Source organism: Candidatus Mycobacterium methanotrophicum (genome assembly GCF_023515995.1).
GTDB classification, from domain to species: domain Bacteria; phylum Actinomycetota; class Actinomycetes; order Mycobacteriales; family Mycobacteriaceae; genus Mycobacterium; species Mycobacterium methanotrophicum.
Map to the genome: position 1 here is coordinate 1,566,669 of NZ_CP097320.1, position 24,743 is coordinate 1,591,411.

The window sequence follows — 24,743 nt, forward strand, 5'->3', positions numbered from 1 at the left end:
TGCTGGGCGTGCTCTGGATGGCGTGGGGAGGCATGTGGGTGCTGGTCTGGACCGCCTTCGCGATCCAGCACACGTTAAGGGGGCGGCAATAGTCGGCAACTCCTACTGCCGCAGCGGTCATCGTTTCCATCGGAGGGTAGGGCGGTCAGAATCTCAGCTGTTCCCGACAGTCTCTGCACTCACAGCACCGACCAGAGAGGTGTGAGCTTGCACATGAGGAGCCGTGTTCGGCTAGGAATCATCGCCGCGAGCATTGTGCTGCTGGCGGCATGCGGTGCAGGTAACCAAGCGACGGAGAAACCGGCCGAGTCCCACGCCCAGGCCGCTGTTATCGGCACGCCAGTGCGGGATGGGAAGTTCGAGTTCATCGTCACCTCGGTCGACCGGTCGAAAACGGCCGGCAACCCATCGAACGAGTACGAGCAATCAACCGCGCAGGGCGAATACATTAACGTGCACCTGTCAGTAAAGAACACCGGCAACGAGGCGCAATCGTACTTCGCGTCAAATCAGAAACTCATCGTCGGCGGCAAGAAATTCGATGCCGCGTCGATCTTGGGCCTCAAAGGTGACGGCGATTCCATCAACCCGGGACTCGGCATTGACACAGTGGTGTCGTTCGATGTTCCAGTGGGGACGAACCCAGACTCAATCGAACTGCATGACTCCGCGTTCAGCGGCGGAGCGACAGTAAAGCTGTGAGGTGCGAAGACACGAATTGTCTGCGGCGTCCTAGCCCTCGGTTTGTCGGCTCTTCGGTGCCGTCGCTCTCTGCGGTAGCGGGGCCGCGCCACTGGCCTTGCGAACTTTCCCTCCTCCTCGTAGACCATTACCGCCCACCGGGTCGGACCGGTGACCGCCACGTCGGTGATGGCCTCACCGTCTGTGGTGCGCAGATAATGAGCGCAATGCAGGACAAATGAGTTGACTACTGATCGCGTTAGTGTTGCGTGTCACGACAAAGTTTGAGTTGCGCGGGCGGCACTTGACGACTTTGCGGTCTTCGCGATCGTTTCGAAGCCACGAGGATTGCCTTTGAAAAAACACACAATCAACGACGCCATAGTCCAGGCGGGCGTGATCAGCAACGCCGCCAACACCATGGCAGCGACGGACTGCCACAATCGGTTCAAGTAGAAATGGGCGGGGCTTCGCATATCCAGCGGGTCTCGACTACCGCTGTTGATCCAGCCAGCGACGAAGAAGGAAACGAGCCACGTGACGAGCGCGCCCAGGCAATACACCAACAAGAACCCTGTGGGACGTAGGGCATGGGTAGCTAGGGCGCAGGTTCCAGCCACGGATAAAACGGCGGTGGCAGGCCCTAGGATGTGGCGGGCAGCTACGAACAGGCGCCCCCAGACTGGGAGAATCCCGTGATGGGTGAGGGCGTGAATGTTGCCCCACAACCACCGCCGTCTCTGTTTGATGTAGTCGCTGCGGGTCCATGGACTAGTTAGCTCAACATACTCATGGAACCAGCCCCAGCGCAGACCCAGGGCGGCGGCATTCTGACCTACCACCAGATCTTCCGACGCGAAGATCTTGTAGTCCCAGGTTACGATCCGCTCGGTGCGAGCGGTCATAAACAGGCCTTCACCGTGTGCATACACAGGTCGCTTGAGTACCCCCTGTGCGAACGAGCACCAGACCAGGCACGTGAGCAACCGCATATCGTCCATATGACTTAACAGGAAGTGCCTAATCCCGTGATTTCCATACAAAATACGTGGAGCAGTAACTCCTTGGCAGATGTCGTAATCCCCGATGAACCCCGTCATCACATATTCACGGGTCGGCTCGACATCGTCATCGAGGAAGAGAAGCTTGAGAGTCTGATCGAAACTCATTCCGTTCTCTTCACGGATCCGGCGGCTGTACTCCAGCGCTCTGGCCTTCGCCACGGGAAGACAGGAGAAGTCTTCGGGCACCACGTAAACGCAATCGGCATCGTCGTACCGGGTCGGGAATCCCGGCTCCAATACAACCCAAATCTGATAATGCATGGGCAGGTTATACGAGTGAATCCGAGATATGATCTCGATGACTCGTTCCTGCTCTTTTCCGAGTGTCGTTATCTGGATAACCAGATTTTTATATTTGCTTTCATCGGTACGAAATGCGGCATGAAACCACCACTCTCCGATGCTGAACAACGCGAGTTCGACATACGGCATGCCGAAAGCGGCCAATGCAGCGTACCAGAGCACTGCATGCAACCAATTTGCGCTTTCGATCATTAGGAGATCCTTCTCGCTGGCATCAGGGCGCCGTTAGTCAATGTGGCTACCTGATTGGCAGTAATCCGGTTGTTGACTGTTTCGACTGCGGAAATTAGCGGCGTGGAAATTCCCAACGATTTGGCGAACGTCAATGCCGCCGATACATCCTTCGGAAGGCACGCGCCACCATAGGCGCCCAAGTTAAGTGTTCCGTAGGTAGGATGCCAGATGCTTTCGGCACTTTTGACAGTGATAGAAAATGCCAAGTCGATCTCGGTCTGAGTGAACCCGATCTGACCGGCCGCCTCACGCATCTCGTTGAAGAATGAGATCTTGGCTGCGTTCGCAAGGTTATGAATATACTTTTGGAATTCGGCGACATCCCAGCTCGTGAGAACGACCTCTGCCTCAAACGTCCCGTACAGTGCGTACATCTCCTGTTGCGTTCGCCGATCCTGCAAATCGGTTCCTAATAGCACTACAGTTGGATTCAGGAAATCTTCTCTCGCCGACTGCTCCCGCAGATATTCCGGGTTATAGCAGACTCCGAAATCGACCCCGGCACGTCCGCCTGACACCGTTTCGAGCCTTGGAACGAGTCGACTCCTTGTTGAACCCGGAAGCATCGTCGACCGATAGACAACAACCGGATAGGTGTTTGATTGGCACCGGCGGAGCGCGGCACCGATATCGTTTGTCGACTCCGTGAGATGAGAGAAGTCGAGCCCGAAATCATTAGTAGGTGTCGGAACCGATACCAGGATTAGGTCCACTCCGTCCAGATTCAGATCGGGCGGAAGACAAGCTCTGTGACCGTCTCGCCGCAGCATCTGCACTCGTGATGCGCTGATGTCGACGTAGGAGACGTCATGTCCGTACGATACAAAGCCCTTGCCTGTTGCGGTGCCGACGGTCCCGGCACCCACGATGACAATCCGAGACACGGCGCCCTCGATTCTTTTAGGCGAGGTGATCGACTGCGATCACCCCAGCTTGTTGGAGACACTGACTTCGCTCAGCGGCGAACCCTGACGGCCGATCGCGAGTACCGCACAAGATTCCACCGCGAAGCCGATCTGGCCGCGACGCTTTGGCACCCGAATATTGTCGCGGCGCACGATCGCGGCGAGTTCGATGGCGAACTGTCGATTGCGATGGACTATGTCGAGGGCGCCGACGCCGCGCGGTTGGATGAAAGACCGGTACCCCCTCGCCAACGGCATGCGCGGATACTACTGCCGTCGCGGTGGCCGCCCATCGGTTTGTGGGAATAGCTTTAGGCAAGGCTGGGAGGGGTGGGTGAGAATCTCAGGCTCGATCGCCCCGCGACCATTACCCGGCTGTGGGCGACCGGGGCGCCGATCACGCTCGATCCCAGTATGGAAAGTTATGTGCGACACGAGGTCGCGTACGGCGAGTGAGCTCGCAGATTGGAGGCCGGTCTTGCCGGGTGCGTAGTTCTCGATCAGTGCTCAAGATCGGTTCCCGCCTCGACGTGCGCCCGTGAGTCTTGCTTGTCGGGGGTGCGAAGCTCGGGGTTAAAGCCTAAGGGCCTCCGTTCCGTCCGGGGGAGCGACCGGGCGAGGGAAAGACCGGACGGGCGAACGTAAGTGAACTCCTGATGATGCCTCGTCACTTTAAGCTCGGGAAGGCGGGATGGTTACCCGGGTGTAGGGCCTGGCCGCTGGTGGAGGCGGCAGGCGGCGACCGGAGAAGAACTGTCGGTCGTGTGAGCACCGCTGGCCTCGGGGTAGAGGGAGCGCCCATCCCGGTCGTGTCTTGTGTACGCGAAACGTGGAAACCCCGTCGGGTCCGAGACTTTCGTTGTCTCGGTAGGCCGATCGCAAGAGGGGCGGAATCCCTCGGCGGGACAGGATGCCCAACAAGCGGATGCCGGTGGCCGAAAGGCGACGGGACTCGCGGCGAATTGCCGTCACTCCAAGGCGGTCGTCGTGGGGAACCGGCCGGATGCCGGCCCGAGCGGCCGGACCCGAAAGGGTGCTGACGTGGGCAGGTGAGCCTTTGAACACCGAGGCCAAGACCTGATGAACCGAAGGGACAAGTTGGACACCATCGCGGTGAACGGACCCGAGGGCGGGGTTGTGGAGTGGGATTTCGTCGATTGGCGTGCCCATGAGCAGAACGTAATCCGGTTGCGGCGCAGGATCTTCAAGGCGACGCGGGAGCAGGACTGGGCCAAGGTCGGGTCGCTGCAGAAATTGATGCTGGGGTCGTGGTCGAACACGCTTGTTAGCGTGCGGCAAGTCACCCAGCGCAATACCGGGCGTCGGACGGCGGGTCTCGACGGCGAGGTCGCTTTGGCCTCGTTGCAGCGAGCAGACATAGCGGTGCGCGTGCACCGCAGTCGCGCGAGCTGGGACCCGATGCCGGTTCGGCGTGTGTACATTCCGAAGGCTGGCGGCAAGCAGCGCCCGCTGGGTATTCCGGTGTTGATGGACCGGTGCCACCAGGCGCGGGTTCGCAACGCGCTGGAACCGGAGTGGGAGGCCAGATTCGAGGCCCGCTCGTATGGGTTTCGTCCTGGCCGCGGCTGCGCCGACGCGATCGGCTCGCTGTATTCGATCCTGAGGGGCCCTGGTGCCCAACGGGTTTGGATTCTCGATGCCGATCTGTCGGCCGCGTTCGATCGGATCGATCATGACCGGCTGCTCGATGCGCTCGGCGACTTCCCCGCACGGGGAATGATCGCGGGCTGGTTGAAGGCCGGTGTGTTCGAGCCGGGTAAGGGCTTCGCCCCGACCGAGGAGGGAACTCCGCAAGGCGGGGTGATCAGCCCGTTGTTGATGAACGTGGCGCTGCACGGGCTGGAGGAGGCTGCCGGGGTCTGCTACCGCCAAACCGGTGTCAACGCCGGGACAGCGGTGCCGGGAACCCTGGTCAGGTATGCCGATGACATGGTGGTCTGTTGTGTTTCGCGGCGGCAGGCCGACGATGTCAAGGAGCGGCTTGCCCACTGGCTGGCGCCGAGGGGGCTGGTTTTCAACGAGGACAAGACGCGCATCGCGCACCTCGAAGAGGGCTTCAACTTTCTCGGTTTTAACCTGCGCCGCTACCGGCGTGGGAAGCGGCCTGGCAAGCTGTTGATCACACCGAGCCAGGATGCGGTCAGGCGAATCCGGCGCAGGCTCGCCGAGGAGATACGTGGTATGCGTGGCTCCAACGCGATGGCCCTTATCGCCAGGCTCAACCCGATCATCCGGGGTTGGGCCGCCTACTACCGGGGGGTGGTGTCCAGCAAGGTGTTCGCGGCGCTGGACAGCCACGTGTGGTGGCTCACCTATCGGTGGGCGTGCCGCGCCCATCCCAATAAGTCGAAGAAGTGGGTCGTGCGCCGCTACTTCGGCAGGTTCAACCGGTTCAGGAATGACCGGTGGGTGTTCGGTGCCCGCGATCGGGTGCTCAACGATCGTGGCGATATCGCCTTTCTCACCAAGTTTTCCTGGACCAAAATCGTCCGGCACCGACTGGTCGCGGGTAGGGCGTCTAAAGACGACCCCGACCTGTCCCAGTACTGGGCTGCGCGGCGGCGAAAGATGATGGCCCCGTTGGACAGCTACAACCTGCGCCTGCTCGTCGAGCAGGACGGGCGCTGCCCACTGTGCGGGGAGCACGTCTTGACCCCGGATCAGCCCCCGCAATCCCCGCACGAGTGGGAGCGCTGGTGGCTGAGCATCATCAAACGGGCGATCGCCGCCGACTACCTCACCCATCATGGGCGAGGCGGCGGGCCGGACGGAAACCGAACCCGCCTGGTACACACCTCATGTCATCGCAGCCTGCGGGCTCGCCACGGCACGAGACCGGAACCCGCAACGCCCTCGGGGCTTGCTTGAGCCGTGTGCGGGGAAACCCGCTCGCACGGTTCTGAGGGGGCCCTGGCGCAGCAATGCGCCGGGGCTACCCGACCAACAGGTCAGGGGCGGTTTTAGGGTTCCAACGTGGTCGGTGTCGTTGGCCGCTCGGGGCTTCGTCCTCACCGACAGCGGCGCAACGGTCGTCGTGGTCATTCCGTTTGACGGAAGGCTTGCGCAGCCGCGCTGCTTGGTCTTGCGCCCGGCACAGTTCGGCGGTCCAGGGTGGGCGCAAGGTGGTGTCGCGGCGGTGCAGGGTGGGGGGGTGCCAGGGTGCCGGCCAGGCGCCACCAGAGGGCGGCGGCCGGCATTTCTGTCGGTCGTGGGCCGTGGCTGTTAAGGGAGTCGGACAGGAGGGTGGGGATGTCGGCGCCCGCGCGTGCGGCGTTGTCGAGGTGGGCGGCGAGTTGGGGCCAGAACGGGTCGGCGGCCGAGCGCCCCGGGTTGACCGACGTCGCGGTGCCGCTGCGCCTTCGTCACGGTCACCGAGAGTTGGCTTTTTTCAGCATGACCGCCGTGGTCGGCGCGCCGCTGGATGTGACGGTCGCCGAAGTGGCGATCGAATCGTTCTATCCCGCCGACGCGGAAACCGCTGCGGCGCTGCACACTATTGGAAAGTGAGCCAATGACCGACACCGCCGCAACCGAGTTGATCCAAGCGCAAGTCCCGCTGTGCGCGACCCTGGGTATCACCGCGGACAGCTTCCGGCCCGACGAGGTAGTGCTGAGTCTGGATTGGGCGCCGACTCTGTGCACGGGTAACGACGTGCTGCACGGCGGAATCGTCATGGCACTGGCGGACTCGGCGGGTGGGGTCTGTGCATTTCTGAATCTCCCCGACGGGGCGGCAGGAACCGCAACCATCGAGTCCAAGACAACTTCCTGGCCGCCACCCGCTCCGGAACGGTGAAGGCGCACACCCGCCCACTGCACATCGGAAAGCGCGTCATTGTGCTCGAAACGGAGGTCCGCGGGGACAACGGCACGCTGGCCGCGAAAGTGCTGCAAACCGAGGCGATTCTGTGATCAGCGAGCGAGGCGGCGCGCCAGCAGCTCGGTGAATTCGCGCGCCCGATCCGGATTATCGAGCGCGTAGCTGGCTGCGGTCGCGCGATCGCCGTCGTCGCCGTGCCGCACCAGGATGGCAATGCCGTCATCGGCGACCGCGTCGAATGCGTCTTCGTCGGTGATGTCGTCGCCGAGGTAAATCGGCAATAACGGACTGGGCTTTTCGGTATCGCCGATGTGGGCGAGTACCCAGCGCAGCGTCTTGCCCTTGTCCCAGTCGATATTTGGACGTAGCTCGATGACTTCGCGACCGGTCGTGACACGAAGCGCAGTGCGCTGGCCGGTGGTTCGTACCGCTGCGGCAACCTCGCCGACCCGGTCACGCGCGACGTTGCGGTAATGCACGGCGACACCAAACCGCTTGTGCTCCAGCATGACACCCGGGACGTGACCGAGTTGGTCGGCCAGCTCGGCGGTCGCCTTCTCGAGCACCGGGATACTTTCCACCGCTACGGCATTTTCGTGGTGTGCGCCGTCGGGCCCGGTCAGCTCGAAACCGTGACTGCCCGCATACCAGATGCCGGGCAGGCCGACCCGCTCGCGCACATCGGCGAGGTCGCGGCCGCTCAGTATCGCAACGGGACACTGTGCAGTCAGCGATCTCAGCGCATCGGCCGCACCCTCGACCAGCCGGGCTGCGTCGGGGATCTCGACGATGTCGGAGAGCGTGCCGTCGAAGTCGAAGAACACCGCCGGGCGCCGGCCGGTCACCGCGTCAAGAGCGTCGAACCCGTCGGGCAGCTCGGACATCCGGCGGTCGCCGGCGCGCACGTTGATCTCATGCAGGTCGGTGATCACCGCGTCGGCCCCGCGGCCGCGCAGCTCGTCGGCACGTCCGGTGGTGTCGAGCCCTACCACCAATGCGAATCCACCGGCCCGGGCGGTGGCCACGCCGTCGGCGGTTGCCGTGACGATGGCACACCGGCCGGGCAGCACCGACAGGCGGTCGTCTGTGGCGACACCGGCGTCGTGCAGCTGCGTGACGAGCGGGTGATCGGTTACCGGGCGGTGCAGGTCGAACAACACCGCGTCATGGCGGCGCGGGTCGATGGTGACCGACAATTCGGCTGTCCTGCCTTCCCGGCGCGCCGCTGCGGCGCCGGTAGCCAGGCTAGTGCTAGTCAGACCGATTTGTTGGCGAACAGCAGGACCGAACCTTGGCTGAGCATTTCCAAACGTGTGACGGCCGCTTCAATACCGTTGGCCAGTTCGTCGACGTCGGCTGCGGCGCTGTAGTCGGCCGTGATGCCGAACACCAGGTCGTCGACGTAGCTGAGCACCGCGACACCGGTGCGCAACCGCAGCGCGATGGGGGGAATGGGCAGCAGGCCGGCCACCTTGCTGCCCATCATCTTCAGCTGGCGCCGTGGACCCGGGACATTGGTTGCCAGCGTCACGATGCCGCGTTGCGGTAGACGGGTGAGTAGTCGAATCACCCATGAAGACAACATGAACGGGACATAGTTGGACGCCGACACGGCCACATTGCCCGCTTGTCGCTGTCCGCTGTGCTTGGCCCTGGTCATCCGGCTATGGACGATCCGCAATTGCTGGATCGCGTCGTCTTGTTCGACGGGCAGATAGGGCAGCAACACCGAGAGGCGGTTGCCCGGCTTGTCGAGCGCGTCTGGCGAACGCACGGACACCGGCACCAGCGTGCGCAACGAGTCCGGTCGTGGCTCCTCGCCGCGGTGCAGCAACACCGAGCGGAAGCCCCCGGTGATCGCGGTGAGCGCGACATCGTTAACGGTCACGTCGAACTTGCGGCACACCTGTTCGATGTCAGCGAGGGGAACGCGCACCGCGCGATAACGTCGCATCGCGGTGACCGGCCCGACCAGCGACGAGTCGGCGTTCGGCCGAAGCAACCCGGCCGCGAGTTCGGCGGCCCCGGTCACCGTCCGCGCGGCCGCGTCGGTGATGCCGGTGGCCGTTCGCCACAGGTTGTGCAATGGATTGCTGCGCGGGCTGCGTTCGGGCACCGGCTTCAGGTGTGCGACCGCCTTCCGTTTGGCGGCGACGGGCCGGGCGAATGCGTCCCCGTCGACGTCGTCGCACAGTCGGGTCAGGATGCGCGTCGCCGAGATTCCATCAGCCATGCAATGGTGGATTTTCATCAGGATCGCCCAGCGATTGCCCTTGAGGCCCTCGATCACCCAGCATTCCCACAGCGGGCGATCGCGATTCAGGCGGTGCTCCAACACGTCGGCGACAACTCGGAACAGTTCGGCGTCGTCGCCGGGTCGCGGGACTGCTATGCGGCGCACGTGACGGCTGAGCTCGAATTCCGGATCGTCGACCCACTGCGGAGCACCGAGATCGAACGGTTGGGTATGCAGCATTTGCGTGCAGCGTGGTATTTTCCGGATCCGCTCTGACAGAACGTCTTTGAGCTTGTCGTGATCGGGAGCGCAGCCGTCGATGATCGCGATTCCGCCGATCGCCAGGCTGACGTTTCGGTCCGAATCTTCGGCCATGAGGAAACCCGCATCGAGCGCATTGAGGTGGTCCACGACTTGTTACCGCCGTTCACGTCTGGGGATCCCTACGAGTATCCGCTGGCCGTCTGGGCGGAAGGTGGCGGCGAGATTAAATCATGTAAACAACTGCTGTCCATCGGTGTGGCAAGGCTATTCACGAACCTTCATCGTGCTCGCTCAACCAGGTTTGCTCGGCGACGCGGCGAAAGTTTGCGCCCAGCACCGCGCCAACGTCGGCCTCGAGCGTCGGAGTGTTGGGGCCCAGGAACAGATCTCCAGGCCGGTGCGTGGGCTGCAGTGCGATCCGGCGGGCGCCGTCGCAGCCGCGTTCATTTTTCCAGATCGGCTTCCGTCCCCACGCCGTGAGACCGGTGTCGTCGGCGTCGAGGCAACCGCAGCCGGCAATGTTGGCGTGGTTGTAGGTGGGCAGCATGGTGGGCTATTTGCTGCTGCGATGGCAATATCGAACGTGCATTCGATAGACTGCAGCTGTGGGTTGGAGCAACGGCCCGCCGAGCTGGGCGGAAATGGAGCGGGTGCTCGACGGGAAGCCGCGCCGTGCCGGCACGCCATCTGTGTGGGGGCCACCGGATGATGTGCCCTGGTCTCGCAAGCGGGTGGCGTATCAGCCGCCGGACGATAGCCGGACGGTCCGCTCATCCGTCGTGTATGCCGAGTTGCACACGCATTCGGCGTTCAGCTTCCTCGACGGGGCCAGCACGCCAGAGGAGCTGGTCGAGGAGGCGGCGCGGCTGGATCTGCGGGCGATCGCGCTGACCGACCACAACGGCCTCTATGGGGCGGTGCGGTTCGCGGAAGCGGCCGCGGAATTGGACATGCAAACCGTGTTCGGCGCCGAGCTGTCATTGGGGTCCAGCGCCCGGACCGACGACCCCGATCCGGCGGGCCCGCATCTGCTGGTGTTGGCTCGCGGCCCGGAAGGCTACCGGCGGTTGTCGCGGCAACTGGCCGCGGCGCATCTGGCCGGCGGCGAGAAAGGCAAGCTGCGGTTTGACTTCGACGCGCTCAGCGACGCGGCGGGCGGGCACTGGCGCATCCTGACCGGTTGCCGTAAAGGTCACGTCCGCGCGGCATTGGCCACCGGCGGACCGGACGCGGCCGCGGCGGCGTTGGCCGATCTGGTGGACCGATTCGGACGTGCGCGGGTCAGCGTCGAGCTGACCCGCCATGGGCATCCGCTCGACGACGAAACCAACGCCCAACTGGCCGACCTGGCAACCCGATTCGGGCTTAGCTGTGTTGCGACTACCGGTGCGCATTTCGCCGCGCCGTCGCGGCGCCGGCTGGCGATGGCGATGGGAGCCATCCGGGCCAGGCAGTCGCTGGACGAGGCGGCCGGCTGGCTGGCCGCGCTGGGCGGTTCCCACCTGCGATCGGGTGAGGAGATGGCGCGGCTGTTCGCACAGCACCCCGGCGCGGTGACCGCCGCGGCCGAACTCGGCGAGCAGTGCGCCTTCGGTTTGGCGCTCATCGCTCCGCAGCTGCCGCCGTTCGACGTTCCGCCCGGCCATACCGAGGACAGCTGGTTGCGCGAGCTGGCGATGGCGGGTACCCAGCGCCGCTACGGGCCGAGAGCACAGGCGCGTCGAGCATATGCTCAGATCGAGCGCGAACTGGAAGTCATCGCGCAACTGGGCTTTCCGGGCTATTTCCTGGTGGTGTACGACATCACCCGATTCTGCCGAGAGAACAACATTCTGTGTCAGGGCAGGGGATCGGCGGCCAACTCGGCAGTCTGTTATGCCCTCGGCGTCACCGCGGTCGATCCGGTGGCCAACGAGCTGTTGTTCGAGCGTTTCTTGTCGCCGGTACGCGACGGGCCACCCGATATCGACATCGACATCGAATCGGATCAACGTGAAAAGGTCATCCAGTACGTCTACGGCAAATACGGCCGTGACTATGCCGCTCAGGTCGCCAACGTGATCACCTATCGCCCGCGGATCGCCGTGCGCGACATGGCCCGCGCGCTGGGTTTCTCTCAGGGCCAACAGGATGCATGGAGCAAGCAGATCGCTCACTGGAATGCGCGACCGTCGGATATCGAGGACATTCCCGAGCAGGTGATCGACCTGGCCACCCAGATCCAGAACCTGCCGCGACACATGGGCATCCACTCCGGCGGCATGGTGATCTGCGATCGTCCGATCGCTGATGTCTGTCCGGTGGAATGGGCGCGCATGGAGAACCGCAGCGTATTGCAATGGGACAAAGACGACTGCGCGGCAATCGGTTTGGTGAAGTTCGACCTGCTCGGACTGGGTATGCTCTCGGCGCTGCACTACGCCATCGATCTGCTGGCCGAGCACAAAGGCGTCGAGGTGGACTTGGCCACGTTGGACCTGTCCGAATCGGCGGTGTATGAGATGCTGGCCCGCGCCGACTCCGTCGGAGTGTTCCAGGTGGAGTCCCGCGCGCAGATGGCCACCCTGCCGCGGCTGCGGCCCAGGGTGTTCTATGACCTGGTGGTCGAGGTCGCGTTGATCCGTCCTGGCCCTATTCAAGGTGGCTCGGTGCATCCGTACATCCGCCGGCGCAACGGCGTCGACAGGATAGTCTACGACCATCCGTCGATGGAGCCGGCATTGCGGAAAACGTTGGGAGTGCCGCTGTTTCAGGAGCAGCTGATGCAGCTCGCGGTGGACTGCGCGGGTTTTTCCGCCGCCGAGGCCGATCAGCTGCGGCGCGCGATGGGATCCAAGCGGTCGGCGGAACGCATGCGACGGCTGCGCGGCCGGTTTTACGACGGCATGCGGCGAATGCACGGCGCCGACGACGAGTTGATCGACCGGATATACGAAAAGCTGGAAGCTTTCGCTAATTTCGGTTTTCCCGAAAGCCACGCGCTGAGCTTCGCATCACTGGTGTTCTACTCGTCGTGGTTCAAGCTGCATCACCCCGCGGCGTTCTGCGCGGCGCTGCTGCGCGCGCAGCCGATGGGCTTCTACTCGCCGCAGTCGCTGGTGGCCGATGCCCGCAGGCACGGCGTGATCGTGCACGGCCCGGACGCCAATGCCAGCCTGGCGCACGCCACGCTGGAAAACGGCGGTTTGGACGTGCGGCTGGGGCTGGGCGGTGTCCGTCATATCGGAGATGACCTGGCCGAGAAAATCGTCGAAGAGCGAAAAGCGCACGGCCCCTTTGCTTCTCTATTGGATTTGACGGGCCGGGTGCAGCTTTCCGTGCCGCAGACCGAGGCGCTGGCCACTGCAGGAGCATTGAGCTGCTTTGGGATCTCCCGGCGCGAGGCCCTGTGGGCGGCCGGTGCGGCCGCCACGGGACGTCCGGACCGCTTGCCGGGTGTGGGCTCGTCGTCGCACATCCCGGCGTTACCCGGGATGAGCGAGCTGGAGTTGGCCGCGGCCGACGTGTGGGCTACCGGCATTTCCCCCGACAGCTATCCAACCCAGTTTCTGCGGTCGAATCTCGATGAGATGGGGGTGCTGCCCGCCGACGCGCTGCTGTCGGTGCCCGACGGCGACCGGGTACTGATCGCCGGCGCGGTCACCCATCGGCAGCGGCCCGGGACCGCACAGGGAGTGACGTTTCTCAACATCGAGGACGAGACCGGGATGGTCAACGTGCTCTGCACACCTGGGGTATGGGCCCGACACCGCAAACTGGCGCAGACGGCATCGGCGCTACTAATCCGGGGGCAGGTCCAAAACGCCAGTGGCGCAGTCACCGTCGTGGCCGAGCGGTTGGCCACGCTCACCCTGAAGATGGGATCGACGTCCCGCGACTTCCGTTAACACGCGAAAGTGCAACCGCCGACACATGCACTTGGGAAATACGTCGGCGAATGCACTTTCGCGGCATCGGTAGTCTCCGCACCATGACCCTGAACCTATCTGTCGACGAAGTCCTGACCACCACCCGCTCGGTTCGCAAGCGCCTCGACTTCGACAAGCCGGTATCCCGCGACGTGTTGATGGAATGCCTGGACTTGGCGCTGCAGGCGCCCACCGGTTCCAACTCGCAGGGTTGGCAGTGGGTTTTCATCGAGGATGCCGACAAGAAAAAGGCGATCGGCGAGGTCTACCTGGCCAATGCGCGGGGTTATCTCAGCTCGGCCTCGCCCGAATACGCCGAGGGAGACACCCGCGGTGAGCGAATGGGCGCGGTGCGCGATTCTGCGGCCTATCTTGCCGAGCACATGCACGAGGCGCCGGTCCTGCTGATCCCGTGCATCGAGGGCCGGGAGGAGACGTCGCCGCTGGGCGGCGCCTCGCTCTGGGCGTCGCTGTTCCCGGCGGTGTGGAGTTTCTGCCTGGCGCTGCGCTCCCGTGGCTTGGGCTCCTGCTGGACGACGCTGCACCTGGTTCGCGGCGGCGAGGAAAAAGTCGCCGAGCTGCTCGGCATTCCCTTCCAGCAGTACAGCCAGGGCGGACTGTTCCCGATCGCCTACACCAAAGGCACGGACTTCCGGCCGGCCAAGCGGTTGCCGGCCGCACAGCTGACCCACTGGAACAGCTGGTAGACCTCGTCCCGAGTGGCCAGTTATTGCACGTGAAATGCGCTATCGCGTATCACAACTGGCCACTCGGCGAAAAAACCTCACCGGGCGCCGGCGAACCCGTGCTGACGCCACGCCTCGTAGACAGCGACCGCCGCCGCGTTGGCCAGGTTCAGTGACCGTCGTCCCGCCAGCATGGGGATGCGCACGCGGTCGGTGATGTGAACGTCGGCCAACGTCGTCGAGTCCAGCCCCGTGGGCTCGGGGCCGAACATCAACACGTCACCGCCCTGATAGCTCACCTCGGTGAACAACGAAGTGGCATGGGCGGTGAAGGCGAACACCCGTCGCGCCGACAGCGCCTTCCAGGCGGCGTCCAGTGATGGGTGCACGGTGACCGAGGCGAGGTCGTGGTAGTCCAGCCCCGCTCGGCGCAGCTTGGGTTCGGAAAGGTCGAAACCCAGCGGCTCGACGAGATGCAGTTCGGCTCCGGTGGCCGCCGCGGTCCTGATCGCATTGCCGGTATTGGGCGCGATACGCGGGGAGTAAAACATCACCTTGAACACAAGATAAGCTATCAACCCCGCGCCGGTCACGAGGGTCTGGAATGGCGCCCAGCACGTTGAGCAGTTGCTGCTGGCGTCAGGCTCGCCTCGGGGGCCGATGTCGGACAGGATGGCATGTGGGTGTGACCTCGGGTTCGGACGGTTGGTTTCGCAGTCCCATCCAAGCCCGTAGGTCACATCCTTCACCTACGCCACGCCGGTCACACGACGATAACAGCCAAGGTCACAGGGCTACAGATCAACTTTTCCGGCACCCTGGGCTGCAAGCCGACCCGGCACTACAAGGTTTATCTGGCAGGTGCCTACAATATGATCGGCATGATCGGCATGGGCCGCACACTGTCGGAAGCTGAGGAAAAATACCTGCGATGAACCGAGACCGAGACATGCTAGCCATGGTGGCCGAATCGGGTGCCTACGACGTTCTCGTAGACCGTCAGGGCACCCTGTGGGTACGGGACGGCGGGCTTTGGCGGTACGTATGCGGCGACGGACTCACGACGTGGGACGAGCGCGTTACGCTCCCGGTTGAGTTTGAGCCCTACCGCGGGCTTGACCGCGCCAGCGCGGCCCTTGTGTGTGGCAAAGCCCCGCAGCCGGAAGGGACTGCGGGGCCTGCCATCATTCAACGCCGGTGATCAACCGGCGGTTAGATCAACTCAGTGTCACGGGCTGACGTCGTAGGCGACTGCAATAGCCGCAGGACGCACAACCGCCAGTCCCCAACGCTGAATAGCGGTGAGCAGGTAGGTGTCATCCGGTTGCCAGTAGTTCGCGATGACCCGCGTAGCGGTTGGGTTAGACACGAGCTGGATCGCTGTCTTGTCGATCAGGTAGAACGCACGGCCAGTGCCGGCCACCGTCAGCGGAGCGATATCGCGAGCAACCACAATCGGGATATTCACGCCGGCCACCACAACGCTGCCGAGGCCCGGGGCAGGATCGTCCAACTGTGCTAAGCCAGCGGCCCAACCGCAGCCGAAGACGCGCGATACCGCGTCGACGAAGATCGTCTGTCAATGGCCATCTGAAACTGCGAACCGAGGCGATGCTCACCGACGCTTCGGTAGGCGTCGACATGGTGGAGGCCACCCCGGACGAACGCACCACCGTGGTCGACTTCTTCGAACATCGCAACTTGCCATTTCTTATAGCGGTCAACGAGTTTGAAAGCGCCCCGAAATATCCCGTCGCGGAGGTGCGCAAAGCGCTGACCCTGCCCGAACGTGCCGGTCGTCAACATCGACGCCCGGGCCGTCGATCGGCGACGGATGCACTGATCGCGGTCAGCGAGTACGCGCTGGCAACGTTGAGCCCTACCGGCAGGTGATTGCGTCGTGCACTGGGTTGATTCAGCGCTTTAGTCGGATACTCCAGCGCACATAGCCGGCGTAGAACAGCGACAACACCGCGAGCATGACCATGTCGAAGAGATAGATGTGCTTGGAGTACTGCCACAGCGGATCGTTGGTCGGAATCTGCTTGACCTTCACCAGGCCCGGGAAGTCGATCGACGACGCCCCCGCGGCATAACCCCACCGTCCGGGTGTCACCCAGGACAGCTGATTAAGACCCGCCCGGCCGGTCACCGGGATCATCCCGCCGGCGAGCACCAGCTGCGACATGATCGATACCACCAGCAGCGGCATGATTTGCTCGTTGGACTGTGCCACCGCCGACAGCATCAGGCCCAGGATCGCTGAGGCGATGCAGGTTCCCGCGACGGTGACGAACAGCGAGAACGTGGCGTTGTCGAAGAATGGAGGATGCGCCGTGGGCGCGCCTTTGCCCATCCTGACGATAAAGGTCGCGATCGCCGCCTGGGCGGTCGCGAAAACCGTGAAGACGAAAACTTTCGCCAGCAGATACGCCGTGGTCGACAGACCGACCGCCTGCTCGCGGCGGAAGATCGGGCGCTCGCCGATCAGGTCGCGAATGGTCAACGCCGTGCCCATGAACACCGCGCCGATATTAAGCAGCACCATGATGTACTGCGGTTCGGTCGGCGCCACCCCGAGCGGGTTGGCGGGACCGAGTCCCGGCTTGGGTCCCTTCACCGTCAGCGACAGCGCACCGATCAGGAACGGCAGTACCGCCAAGAAGACCGAATAGCCGCGGTCCGAGACGACGAGCCGCACCTGGCGACGCGCAATCGTGGAGAACTGACGCACCTGGTCGGTGTGCACCGGTTCGCCCAAGTCGGCGGGGCTTCCCCGGGCCGGTGCTTGCGACTGTTGCTGTCGGCCTTCACTTTCGATGAAGCGGCGATTGGCTTCGTCGGGGTCGGCGCCGACATTGGCGAAGATGTCCGCCCAATTGGTGGTGCCCAATGCAGCACCTACCTGGCTGGGCGGGCCGTTGAAGGCGGTCTTACCGCCCGGCGCGATCAACAGAATCTGGTCGCAGACGTCGAGGTAGGACACCGAGTGCGTAACCACCAGCACCACACGACCGGCGTCGGCGAGCTGGCGCAACATCAGCATGACCTGCCGGTCCAGCGCCGGGTCCAGACCGGACGTCGGCTCGTCGAGGAGCAGCAGCGACGGCTGGGTAAGCAGCTCGAGGGCCACCGACGCGCGTTTGCGCTGCCCACCGGAGAGCTTTTCCACTCGGGTGTCGGCGTGTTTGGGCAGGTCGAGTTCTTCAAGCACCTGCGCGACCACTTGGGCGCGCTCTTCTTTGCTGGTGTCTGGCGGTAGCCGCAGCTCGGCGGCGTAGCCGAGCGCCTGGTTGACCGTCAGCTGGCGGTGCACCACGTCGTCCTGCGGGACCATCCCGATCCGGCTTCGCATGGTCGCGTACTCGGCATGGATGTCGTGGCCCTCGAAGGTGACCGACCCGGCGCTGGGACGGGTGTAGCCGGCGATCAGCCGCGCCAGCGTGGTCTTGCCCGCACCGGAGCCGCCGATGATCGCCGTCAGCGTGCCGGGCCGGGCGATCAGGGAAATGTTGTCCAGCAGTTCCTTGCCGTCGATCTTGAAGTGAACGCCGTTGACCTCCAGGCCGCCGGTGCGGGTGGCGGCTTCGGTGCGGCGGACCAGATTGCCGTCGGTGAAGACCAGGTCGACGTTGCCGATCGTGATCACGTCGCCCTCGGTCAGCACCGCGGAACCGACGCGCACGCCGTTGACGAACGTGCCGTTGACGCTGTGGGCGTCGCGGATTTCGGTCCCCAGCGGGGATTGAACCAGAAACGCGTGATGGCGCGACGCGAGGACGTCCTGAATGACGATGTCGTTGTCGTTGGCGCGGCCGATGGTGGCGGATCCGGGTGGTGTCGCCGGTATGCCGGATCCAGGCAGGATCGCCTGCATCATCTTCGTCGCCAGATTGCTCTCCTCGGGCGGCTTGCTGGCCATCGGCGGAGCGATCTGGGTGGGCGGCTGCCGCGGCGGCGGGGACGGCCGGTGGGGCGGCGGTGGCTGGTGCGGGTAAACCGGCGGCCGCTGGCCCCCGCTGCCCTGATGCGCCAGGGTTGGTGGTGCAGGGGGACCGCCCGCATGCGGTTGCGGTCCGGTTGCCGGTGGCCGGATCAGGCCGGGCGGGGGCCCGGCTGCCGGGGGCACGCCTAGCGGGCGCGTCGGCCGCGGCGGCGCCGCGGACTGGTGAACAGCCCGCATCGACGTGGTTTGGGGTGGCCGGCCGGCCATACCCGCGTGCTGGCCGACCTCGAACGCAAGTTGCGGTCCGTCGGGATTGCCGATGTTGATGGTCTGGCCGTCGTGGATGTCGACCACCGGGACCCGACGCCCATTGACGTACGTCCCGTTCAACGAGCCGTTGTCGATGGCGATCCAGCGCCCTTGCTCGAAGCGCAGCAATAGATGCGCGCGCGAGATCAGCGGATGCGTGATACGCATGTCGGCGCGCAGATCGCGCCCGACAACGACGTCATGGCCGGCGGCGAAAGTGCGTTGAGATCCGTCGTAGCGGACTGTCAGCACGGGCGGCGCTGCTTGACTCATCGTCTCAACCTTAGCCGCTTGTGTTAAGCCGCTCAGCGCGACACCGGCGTGTCATCGGGCAGTGTCCGGCGCGCCGGTCACCACGCAGCGGGTGCGGGTGTAGATCGTCGGCGCGCACCGGTTGCAGGTGGCTGCACGCCGACCGCACCGTCGGCCATGTTGAGCTTGGCGGTGACCGCGATCGGCGTGCCCCCGTGATCCACTGCGCGTCGAACGGCCATCAGCGTCCCGCGCGCGACCTTGGCCCGGTGCTGCAGCGATCCGCCGAACCCGTCGGTGCGCCGATTGATCAACGGCGAAAGAAAGGAACTCGCCAGCTAGTTGTGGCCCAAATGGATTTCGACGGCATCGAAGCCTGCCTCGATGGCAAGTCGGGCGGCGTTCGCGTGCGCGGCGATAACGTCGTCGATGTCGTCGCGGGTCGCCTTCTTGGCGAACCGCATGCCGATGGGGTTGAAGAACCGCACCGGCGCCAGGGCCGCGGCGGGTCGCCATTGTGGGTGTCGCGGGCATGGAAGACTGTCGAGCGTGGGTGCGATCACGCTTGACGGCAAAACTACGCGCGACGAGATCTTCGTCGACCTGAAGCAACGGGTGGCAGCTTTGACGGCGTCGGGGCGCACACCGGGCCTGGGCACAATCCTGGTGGGCGACGATCCGGGGTCGCAGGCCTACGTCCGCGGAAAGCATTCTGACTGCGCCAAGGTCGGCATCATCTCGCTGCGCCGCGACCTGCCCGTCGACATCAGTCAGGCCAAGCTCAACGAGACCATCGACGAGCTCAACGCCAACCCCGAGTGCACCGGTTACATCGTGCAGTTGCCGCTGCCCAAGCAGCTGGACGAGAACGCCGCCCTGGAGCGCGTCGACCCGGACAAGGACGCCGACGGGTTGCACCCGACCAACCTGGGCCGGCTGGTGCTCGGCACCCCGGCGCCGCTGCCGTGCACCGCGCGCGGCATCGTCCACCTGTTGCGCCGCTTTGACGTCGAGACCGCCGGCGCACACGTCGTGGTCCTCGGTCGCGGTGTAACGGTTGGTCGTCCGCTGGGGCTGATCCTGACGCGCCGCTCGGAGAACGCCACTGTGACGCTGTGTCACACCGGAACTCGTGATCTGCCCGCGTTGACCAGGCAGGCCGACATCGTCGTGGCCGCGGTCGGCGTGCCGCACATGCTGACCGCGGACATGGTGCGTCCGGGCGCCGCGGTCGTCGATGTCGGTGTCAGCCGTACCGCCGACGGGCTGGTTGGTGACGTGCACCCGGGGGTGTGGGAGGTCGCCGGTCAGGTGTCGCCGAATCCCGGCGGTGTCGGCCCGCTGACCCGCGCTTTCCTGCTGACGAATGTCGTCGAATTGGCTGAAGAAGAATGAGCCTGTTCCGCTCGCAATGGCCGATCGTGACGGTCATGCTGATCTTCGTCGTCGCGTTCGGGTTGGCGGCGGCGAACTTCTGGCGTCGCGGCGCGCTGTTGATCGGGATCGGCGTCGGGGTCGCCGCGGTGCTGCGGTTAACGCTCACCGACGATCGTGCCGGGCTTCTGGTGCTGCGCAGCAAGGGAATTGACTTCACCACGATGGCGCTGGTCGCCGTGGGAATGGTGTATATCGCCTGGACGATCGACCCGCTGGGCACCCGTTAGATCCCCGGTATCATCCCTGCGGTGCCCGGGAGTTGCTGCAGTCCAGAAACGTTGCCGCCCATTATGTTCGCCATCTCTTGCGGACAGTAGGTCTGGATCGCGATGGTGGTGAACAGCTGCGCCATCTGCGGTGACATGCCCCGGTGGGCGACGCCCGACGCGGCAGCGGCGAAGCTGCCGCCCGGTTGGGCGAGCATCGGGCAGATCGACTGACCCACGGCCATCGCATTTCCTGGTTCGCCATACTCGATGCCGGCGTGGCTCAGCGAGTCGATGAAGTTGTCGTCGTTTTGGTCTGCCTCGGAATGTGCCGAGAAAGCTGTGGCTGCGGTGATCAGACAGCCGGCACCGAGCAACGCGCGGACCGTCAATGGCTGACTGCCCAACCACGACATCCAACTGCGACGCATATCCAGCTCCTCGTCCTTGGTCTGCAACGAACAGTGGTCTACGGCTGTCACATTCACAACACAGTGAGGTTAAGGTTCGCACACGTTTCAGTTATCCCCGACACGTCATGGCATACCGCGGTTCCCGTGATCGACAATGCGGGACGTGACGCAACCGCGGGAGGCGTACGTTGACGCGTGAGATCTCGCGCCAGACGTTTCTGCGGGGTGCCGTCGGAGCGTTAGCCGCCGGTGCGATCCTGGGACCGGGACGAGCCGGATCGGGCCGGGCCGGCGCCGATCCGATTGCGTCCGGTTGGGATCCGCTTTCCTCTGCCATCGGCGGGCAGGTGATACAACCGGGCAACGGTCAATTCGGAACGGCCAAACAGGTTTTCAACACCAACTACAACTCCTCGACGCCCGCGGTGATCGTCGTCCCGTCATCGCCGGCGGATGTGCAAAAGTCGATGGCATTCGCTGCGGCGCGGCGCCTCAAGGTCGCTCCACGCAGTGGTGGGCACTCCTATGTGGGCGCGTCCACGGCCAACGGAACCATGGTGCTCGACTTGCGTCAACTGCCCGGGGGAGTCGACTACGACGCCGCCACCGGCCAGGTCACGGTGACGCCGGCGACCAGTTTGTATGCCATGCACCAGGCACTGGCCGCGGCGGGCCGCGGGATCCCCACGGGCACCTGCCCATCCGTCGGCGCCGCGGGACACGCGCTGGGCGGCGGGCTCGGCGCCCATTCGCGGCGCGCGGGCCTGATGTGTGACGCGTTGAGGTCGGCGTCGGTGGTGCTGCCCGGTGGCCAGGCGGTCACCGCTTCCGCCGCCGGCAACCCCGACCTGTTCTGGGCATTACGCGGTGGTGGCGGCGGCAACTGCGGGGTGACCACCTCGCTCACCTTTGCCACGTTTCCCACCGGCGACGTCGACGTGATCAACCTCAATTTCCCGCCGCAGTCGTTCGCGCAGGTGCTGGTCGGTTGGCAGAACTGGCTGCGGACCGCAGACCGAAGCAGCTGGGCACTGGCCGACGCCACCGTCGACGCGATGGGCACGCACTGTCGCATCCTGGCGACGTGTCCGGCCGGGTCGGGTGGCAGCGTGTCGAACGCCGTCGTTTCGGCCGTCGGCATGCAACCCACCGGGACCGAGGACCGCACTTTGAACTACTTGGACCTGGCGCGTTATCTGGCCGTCGGAAACCTCAACCCGTCTCCGCTGGGCTATGTCGGCGGGTCGGACGTCTTCACGACGATCACCCCGGCCGCCGCGCAGGGAATTGCCTCGGCGGTGCGCGCCTTTCCTCGTAGCGCAGGCCGCATGCTGGCGATCATGCACGCTCTCGACGGAGCGGTGGCCAGCGTCCCGACGGGCGCCACGGCGTTCCCGTGGCGCCAGCAGTCCGCGCTGGTGCAGTGGTACGTCGAAACCGGTGACCCTGCGGCGGCGACCGGCTGGTTGGGTGTCGCACACCAAGCGGTGCGGCCGTATTCGGTCGGCGGCTACGTGAACTATCTCGAGACCAGCCAGCCGGCGTCGCGGTACTTCGGCCCGAATACATCCCGGCTCAGCGCTGTGCGGCAGAAGTACGATCCCGGCCGAATCATGTTCTCCGGGCTCAATTTTTGACCTGCCGAGTGTCGGGTTGTGTCACGGTTTCAACGAGATTAGTTGTAACAATGACACTCTGGCGCAGCTCAGCACTCGTCGCACTACTTGCCAGGCTGACCGTCCTGGATCGTCCGAAGCGAGGCGATTCGCTCGCGCTCATGTCGATCCACGGCTTTGCCTTCTTCGGTGGAGAGTGCGATCCGTCGCCCTTTGTCGGTGAGGTTCAGCCAGAAGGAAAATACCCATTCGGCCGTATCGTCGTGGTGAGTCACGTAGGCATCGGTGAGATCCCGCATCCAGTGATCGAACGGTGCGGCGGCGAATCTACCGTTGTCAACGAGGTATCCGGCTTCCATCAGGTCATCGTCCACGAGGGATCGGATCGTCTCGACTATCGGTAGCGATGAGCTGGGCGGCGCGGCTCCGAATGTCAGCGGAAAACGCCTGGGCCTGCCCTTGGCGCTGCGCCAGCTCGGCGGCGTTGCGCGACGTTCGGGTGTCAGTGACCGAAAGGTCTTCGCCCACAATAAAACCAGCCTGGTGAAGCGTCATCGACTTTGTAAAGCCCGTTCGGGCCGGGCTTAAGACAGCGTCGCGCGCACGCAGACCGTGATGTAGGGCAGCGCGAGGCCTCCCGCGTTCGCCAGCGCGGGATGAGTTGCCAGCAACTCGCGTACCTGGTCCAGTGTTTTGGTGCGCACTTCTGTCGGTGAGGTGATGCAGTAGCTACGAGAAGCCACCAAATCGATCAACGCCTGTGGTGTAAGGTAATTCGTCCACTCAACCTGATGACGCTGTACTGCGGTGAACGGCGCCGGCAGCGTCACATGATCGCGGACCGGATCGCCGTCGCGGCCAATGATGTGGCCCAGTTCGCGCACCCAGCCGAGCCGCTCGTCGCGGGTGTTCCACACCAGACCCAGTCGCCCGCCCGGCCGCAGCACCCGGGCCACTTCGGGAATCGCCCGCTCCGGGTTGAACCAGTGCCACGCCTGCGCAACCAGCACCGCGTCAACACTGTTGTCCGCCAGCGGAATTTCCTCGGCCGTGCCGAGCAGCGCCGGTGTGTCCGGCAGCGACCGGCGCAGCATCTCCAGCATCTCGGCGATCGGGTCGACCGCGACCACGTCCAGCCCCCGCTCCACCAGCCGGGTGGTCAGCTTGCCGGTGCCGGCGCCGAGATCCAGCACGTCGCGGGCTCCGTCCGGCAGCAGCCAGTCGATCGCCTCCGGCGGGTACGACGGCCGGCCCCGCTCGTACGCGGCCGCTTCAGAGCCAAACGACAACGAGCGGTCCTGCCGGGACCGGGTCATCGGGGACACTCGACCAACTTGAGGGTCTGCTGTAGGAGTTCGCCAACTGCTTCGGACTCCACCAGGAAGCCGTCGTGCCCGTAGATCGAGTCGACGATCTGTAGCTCGCTGCATCCTGGCAACAGCTTGGCCAGTTCCTCCTGCAGGCGCAGTGGGTAGAGCCGGTCGGAGGTGATGCCGCCGACCACCACCGGCACTGCGCAGCCGCGCAGCGCCGCGCCGACACCGCCGCGGCCCCGGCCGACGTCGTGGCGGGACAGCGCCTCGGTGAGCGCCACATAGCTGCCGGCGTCGAAGCGCGACACCAGCTTGCTGCCCTGGTGTTCCAGATAGCTCTGCACCGCATAGCGTCCGCCCGCCACCGGATCCTCGTCGCGCTGTGGGTCGTTGGCGAAACGGGTGTCCAGATCGCGCTCGCCGCGGTAGGTCAGGTGCGCGAAGCGGCGGGCGATGTGCAGACCGGCGTCCGGGCTGCGGCCGGTGCAGTAGTAGTCACCGCCCTGCCAGTTCGGGTCGGCTTTGATGGCCGCGATCTGGGTGCATTGGGTGCCGATCTGGTCGGCCGTCGCCCGCGCGCCCACGGCCAGCAGCAGACCGGCGCCCACCCGGTCGGGATGCCCGACGATCCACTCCAACGCGCGGGCCCCACCCATCGATCCGCCGACCACAGCGGCGACGTCGGCGATGCCCAGCGCCGCCAGCGCGGCCACGTCGGCCTCGACCTGGTCTCGCACCGATATCAACGGAAACCTCGAACCCCAGGGCTTGCCGTCGGGGGCAGTCGAACTTGGCCCGGTCGAGCCGCGGCAGCCGCCCAGCACATTGGTGGCCACTGCGCACCAGCGGTCGGTGTCGATCGGCGCGCCCGGGCCGGCTATGCCGTCCCACCAGCCCGGTGTCGGGTGTCCTGGCCCGGCTGGTCCGGTGATGTGCGAATCCCCGGTCAGCGCATGCAGCACCACGACGACGTTGTCGCGGGTCGGCGACAGTCGGCCCCAACGCTGCACGGCGATGCTGACGTCATCGATGACTGCGCCGCTTTCCAGCGTCAACGGGCCGATGTCAACAATGCCGACCTCGCCCTCGGTGGGCAGCGTCTGGGTCCGCATATCAGAGATCGTCATCC

General features: G+C 64.8%; 22 protein-coding genes and 3 pseudogenes. 11 read left to right on the plus strand and 14 right to left on the minus strand.

The window, feature by feature from the left end; genetic code table 11:
• The first annotated feature begins 255 nt into the window (after positions 1-255).
• Complete coding sequence (locus tag M5I08_RS08495; RefSeq protein WP_249763208.1) at positions 256-702, plus strand: DUF4352 domain-containing protein; 447 nt, start codon at positions 256-258, stop codon at positions 700-702.
• A 251-nt stretch (positions 703-953) separates the two neighbouring features.
• Here M5I08_RS08495 and M5I08_RS08500 read toward each other — a convergent pair whose 3' ends face one another.
• The 3 genes from M5I08_RS08500 to M5I08_RS26310 are packed head-to-tail and all read right to left on the minus strand — an operon-like array spanning position 954 to position 3,445.
• Positions 954-2,240 carry a glycosyltransferase family 2 protein gene (locus M5I08_RS08500; protein WP_219066752.1) on the minus strand — a complete coding sequence of 429 codons (1,287 nt, stop codon included), beginning with the start codon at positions 2,238-2,240 and terminating at the stop codon, positions 954-956.
• Positions 2,240-3,166: a Rossmann-fold NAD(P)-binding domain-containing protein gene (locus M5I08_RS08505; protein WP_219066753.1), complete on the minus strand. Its 927-nt coding sequence runs from the start codon at positions 3,164-3,166 to the stop codon at positions 2,240-2,242. Before M5I08_RS08505 ends, M5I08_RS08500 begins: the two co-directional genes overlap by 1 nt.
• Before the next feature lie 39 nt (positions 3,167-3,205).
• Positions 3,206-3,445, minus strand: coding sequence for a hypothetical protein (locus tag M5I08_RS26310; RefSeq protein WP_219066754.1), 240 nt, complete (start codon positions 3,443-3,445; stop codon positions 3,206-3,208).
• Positions 3,446-4,267: 822 nt separating this feature from the next.
• Here M5I08_RS26310 and ltrA point away from each other — a divergent pair.
• The 4 genes from ltrA (at position 4,268) to M5I08_RS08530 (ending at position 7,120) form a co-directional block, all read left to right on the plus strand.
• Positions 4,268-6,076 (plus strand): group II intron reverse transcriptase/maturase, encoded by a 1,809-nt coding sequence (gene ltrA, locus M5I08_RS08515; RefSeq protein ID WP_219066755.1) that lies wholly within the window; start codon positions 4,268-4,270, stop codon positions 6,074-6,076.
• A 381-nt stretch (positions 6,077-6,457) separates the two neighbouring features.
• Positions 6,458-6,715, plus strand: coding sequence for a hypothetical protein (locus M5I08_RS08520; RefSeq protein ID WP_219066756.1), 258 nt, complete (start codon positions 6,458-6,460; stop codon positions 6,713-6,715).
• 4 nt (positions 6,716-6,719) lie between these two features.
• The gene (locus M5I08_RS08525; protein WP_219066757.1) at positions 6,720-7,004 is read left to right on the plus strand and encodes a PaaI family thioesterase; all 285 of its coding nucleotides are present in this window, start codon (positions 6,720-6,722) and stop codon (positions 7,002-7,004) included.
• Positions 7,001-7,120, plus strand: a complete 120-nt coding sequence (locus tag M5I08_RS08530) for a hypothetical protein (RefSeq protein ID WP_219066758.1) — start codon at positions 7,001-7,003, stop codon at positions 7,118-7,120. The genes M5I08_RS08525 and M5I08_RS08530 overlap by 4 nt, the downstream gene beginning before the upstream one ends.
• Here M5I08_RS08530 and otsB read toward each other — a convergent pair whose 3' ends face one another.
• The 3 genes and pseudogenes from otsB to M5I08_RS08545 all read right to left on the minus strand — a co-directional run.
• Positions 7,121-8,224, minus strand: coding sequence for a trehalose-phosphatase (otsB, locus tag M5I08_RS08535; RefSeq protein ID WP_219066759.1), 1,104 nt, complete (start codon positions 8,222-8,224; stop codon positions 7,121-7,123).
• A 59-nt stretch (positions 8,225-8,283) separates the two neighbouring features.
• The gene (locus tag M5I08_RS08540; RefSeq protein ID WP_219066760.1) at positions 8,284-9,675 is read right to left on the minus strand and encodes a WS/DGAT/MGAT family O-acyltransferase; all 1,392 of its coding nucleotides are present in this window, start codon (positions 9,673-9,675) and stop codon (positions 8,284-8,286) included.
• 234 nt (positions 9,676-9,909) lie between these two features.
• Positions 9,910-10,078: pseudogene (locus M5I08_RS08545) on the minus strand (membrane dipeptidase); the annotation flags it as partial.
• A gap of 55 nt (positions 10,079-10,133) precedes the next feature.
• Between M5I08_RS08545 and M5I08_RS08550 the strand changes: the two are divergent.
• Both M5I08_RS08550 and M5I08_RS08555 read left to right on the plus strand, forming a co-directional pair.
• Complete coding sequence (locus tag M5I08_RS08550) at positions 10,134-13,415, plus strand: error-prone DNA polymerase (protein ID WP_219066761.1); 3,282 nt, start codon at positions 10,134-10,136, stop codon at positions 13,413-13,415.
• Between the two features lie 83 nt (positions 13,416-13,498).
• Entirely contained in the window at positions 13,499-14,143 is a 645-nt protein-coding gene (locus M5I08_RS08555; RefSeq protein ID WP_219066762.1) for a nitroreductase family protein, read from the plus strand.
• A gap of 77 nt (positions 14,144-14,220) precedes the next feature.
• Here M5I08_RS08555 and M5I08_RS08560 read toward each other — a convergent pair whose 3' ends face one another.
• Both M5I08_RS08560 and M5I08_RS08565 read right to left on the minus strand, forming a co-directional pair.
• Positions 14,221-14,673: a tRNA (cytidine(34)-2'-O)-methyltransferase gene (locus tag M5I08_RS08560; RefSeq protein ID WP_370328628.1), complete on the minus strand. Its 453-nt coding sequence runs from the start codon at positions 14,671-14,673 to the stop codon at positions 14,221-14,223.
• 677 nt (positions 14,674-15,350) lie between these two features.
• Positions 15,351-15,635 carry a hypothetical protein gene (locus tag M5I08_RS08565; protein ID WP_219066763.1) on the minus strand — a complete coding sequence of 95 codons (285 nt, stop codon included), beginning with the start codon at positions 15,633-15,635 and terminating at the stop codon, positions 15,351-15,353.
• A gap of 62 nt (positions 15,636-15,697) precedes the next feature.
• Between M5I08_RS08565 and M5I08_RS08570 the strand changes: the two are divergent.
• Positions 15,698-16,015: pseudogene (locus tag M5I08_RS08570) on the plus strand (ATP-binding protein); the annotation flags it as partial.
• 22 nt (positions 16,016-16,037) lie between these two features.
• On the opposite strand, the gene M5I08_RS08575 reads toward M5I08_RS08570, so the two are convergent.
• Both M5I08_RS08575 and M5I08_RS08580 read right to left on the minus strand, forming a co-directional pair.
• A complete protein-coding gene (locus M5I08_RS08575) occupies positions 16,038-18,650 on the minus strand; it encodes an FHA domain-containing protein (protein ID WP_219066764.1) in 2,613 nt (870 codons plus the stop codon).
• A gap of 137 nt (positions 18,651-18,787) precedes the next feature.
• Positions 18,788-19,135 (minus strand): annotated as a pseudogene (locus M5I08_RS08580) (oxidoreductase); the annotation flags it as partial.
• 43 nt (positions 19,136-19,178) lie between these two features.
• Here M5I08_RS08580 and M5I08_RS08585 point away from each other — a divergent pair.
• Both M5I08_RS08585 and M5I08_RS08590 read left to right on the plus strand, forming a co-directional pair.
• Positions 19,179-20,024 carry a bifunctional methylenetetrahydrofolate dehydrogenase/methenyltetrahydrofolate cyclohydrolase gene (locus M5I08_RS08585; protein ID WP_219066765.1) on the plus strand — a complete coding sequence of 282 codons (846 nt, stop codon included), beginning with the start codon at positions 19,179-19,181 and terminating at the stop codon, positions 20,022-20,024.
• Positions 20,021-20,293: a DUF3017 domain-containing protein gene (locus M5I08_RS08590; RefSeq protein WP_219066766.1), complete on the plus strand. Its 273-nt coding sequence runs from the start codon at positions 20,021-20,023 to the stop codon at positions 20,291-20,293. The genes M5I08_RS08585 and M5I08_RS08590 overlap by 4 nt, the downstream gene beginning before the upstream one ends.
• Here M5I08_RS08590 and M5I08_RS08595 read toward each other — a convergent pair.
• Positions 20,290-20,703, minus strand: coding sequence for a DUF732 domain-containing protein (locus M5I08_RS08595; protein WP_219066829.1), 414 nt, complete (start codon positions 20,701-20,703; stop codon positions 20,290-20,292). The genes M5I08_RS08590 and M5I08_RS08595 overlap by 4 nt on opposite strands.
• A 170-nt stretch (positions 20,704-20,873) precedes the next feature.
• On the opposite strand from M5I08_RS08595, the gene M5I08_RS08600 reads away from it, so the two are divergent.
• The gene (locus tag M5I08_RS08600; protein WP_219066767.1) at positions 20,874-22,322 is read left to right on the plus strand and encodes an FAD-binding oxidoreductase; all 1,449 of its coding nucleotides are present in this window, start codon (positions 20,874-20,876) and stop codon (positions 22,320-22,322) included.
• A gap of 83 nt (positions 22,323-22,405) precedes the next feature.
• Here the strand turns inward: M5I08_RS08600 and M5I08_RS08605 are convergent, their stop codons facing one another.
• The 3 genes from M5I08_RS08605 to metX all read right to left on the minus strand — a co-directional run bounded on the left by M5I08_RS08605 (position 22,406) and on the right by metX (position 24,741).
• On the minus strand, positions 22,406-22,675 hold the full coding sequence (locus M5I08_RS08605) for a hypothetical protein (RefSeq protein WP_219066768.1): 270 nt from the start codon (positions 22,673-22,675) through the stop codon (positions 22,406-22,408).
• Between the two features lie 210 nt (positions 22,676-22,885).
• Complete coding sequence (locus M5I08_RS08610) at positions 22,886-23,617, minus strand: class I SAM-dependent methyltransferase (protein ID WP_219066769.1); 732 nt, start codon at positions 23,615-23,617, stop codon at positions 22,886-22,888.
• Positions 23,614-24,741 (minus strand): homoserine O-acetyltransferase MetX, encoded by a 1,128-nt coding sequence (gene metX / locus M5I08_RS08615; protein WP_219066770.1) that lies wholly within the window; start codon positions 24,739-24,741, stop codon positions 23,614-23,616. Before metX ends, M5I08_RS08610 begins: the two co-directional genes overlap by 4 nt.
• Positions 24,742-24,743 lie beyond the last annotated feature (2 nt).

Bases quoted from the DNA above. Each gene is read 5' to 3' on its own strand.
- M5I08_RS08610 (WP_219066769.1), bottom strand. From the start codon at position 23,617: ATGACCCGGTCCCGGCAGGACCGCTCGTTGTCGTTTGGCTCTGAAGCG.
- M5I08_RS08500 (WP_219066752.1), bottom strand. From the start codon at position 2,240: ATGATCGAAAGCGCAAATTGGTTGCATGCAGTGCTCTGGTACGCTGCA.
- ltrA (WP_219066755.1), top strand. From the start codon at position 4,268: ATGAACCGAAGGGACAAGTTGGACACCATCGCGGTGAACGGACCCGAG.
- metX (WP_219066770.1), bottom strand. From the start codon at position 24,741: ATGACGATCTCTGATATGCGGACCCAGACGCTGCCCACCGAGGGCGAG.
- M5I08_RS08595 (WP_219066829.1), bottom strand. From the start codon at position 20,703: ATGCGTCGCAGTTGGATGTCGTGGTTGGGCAGTCAGCCATTGACGGTC.
- M5I08_RS08520 (WP_219066756.1), top strand. From the start codon at position 6,458: ATGTCGGCGCCCGCGCGTGCGGCGTTGTCGAGGTGGGCGGCGAGTTGG.
- M5I08_RS08555 (WP_219066762.1), top strand. From the start codon at position 13,499: ATGACCCTGAACCTATCTGTCGACGAAGTCCTGACCACCACCCGCTCG.
- M5I08_RS08590 (WP_219066766.1), top strand. From the start codon at position 20,021: ATGAGCCTGTTCCGCTCGCAATGGCCGATCGTGACGGTCATGCTGATC.
- M5I08_RS08575 (WP_219066764.1), bottom strand. From the start codon at position 18,650: ATGAGTCAAGCAGCGCCGCCCGTGCTGACAGTCCGCTACGACGGATCT.
- M5I08_RS26310 (WP_219066754.1), bottom strand. From the start codon at position 3,445: ATGCCGTTGGCGAGGGGGTACCGGTCTTTCATCCAACCGCGCGGCGTC.
- M5I08_RS08525 (WP_219066757.1), top strand. From the start codon at position 6,720: ATGACCGACACCGCCGCAACCGAGTTGATCCAAGCGCAAGTCCCGCTG.
- M5I08_RS08560 (WP_370328628.1), bottom strand. From the start codon at position 14,673: ATGTTTTACTCCCCGCGTATCGCGCCCAATACCGGCAATGCGATCAGG.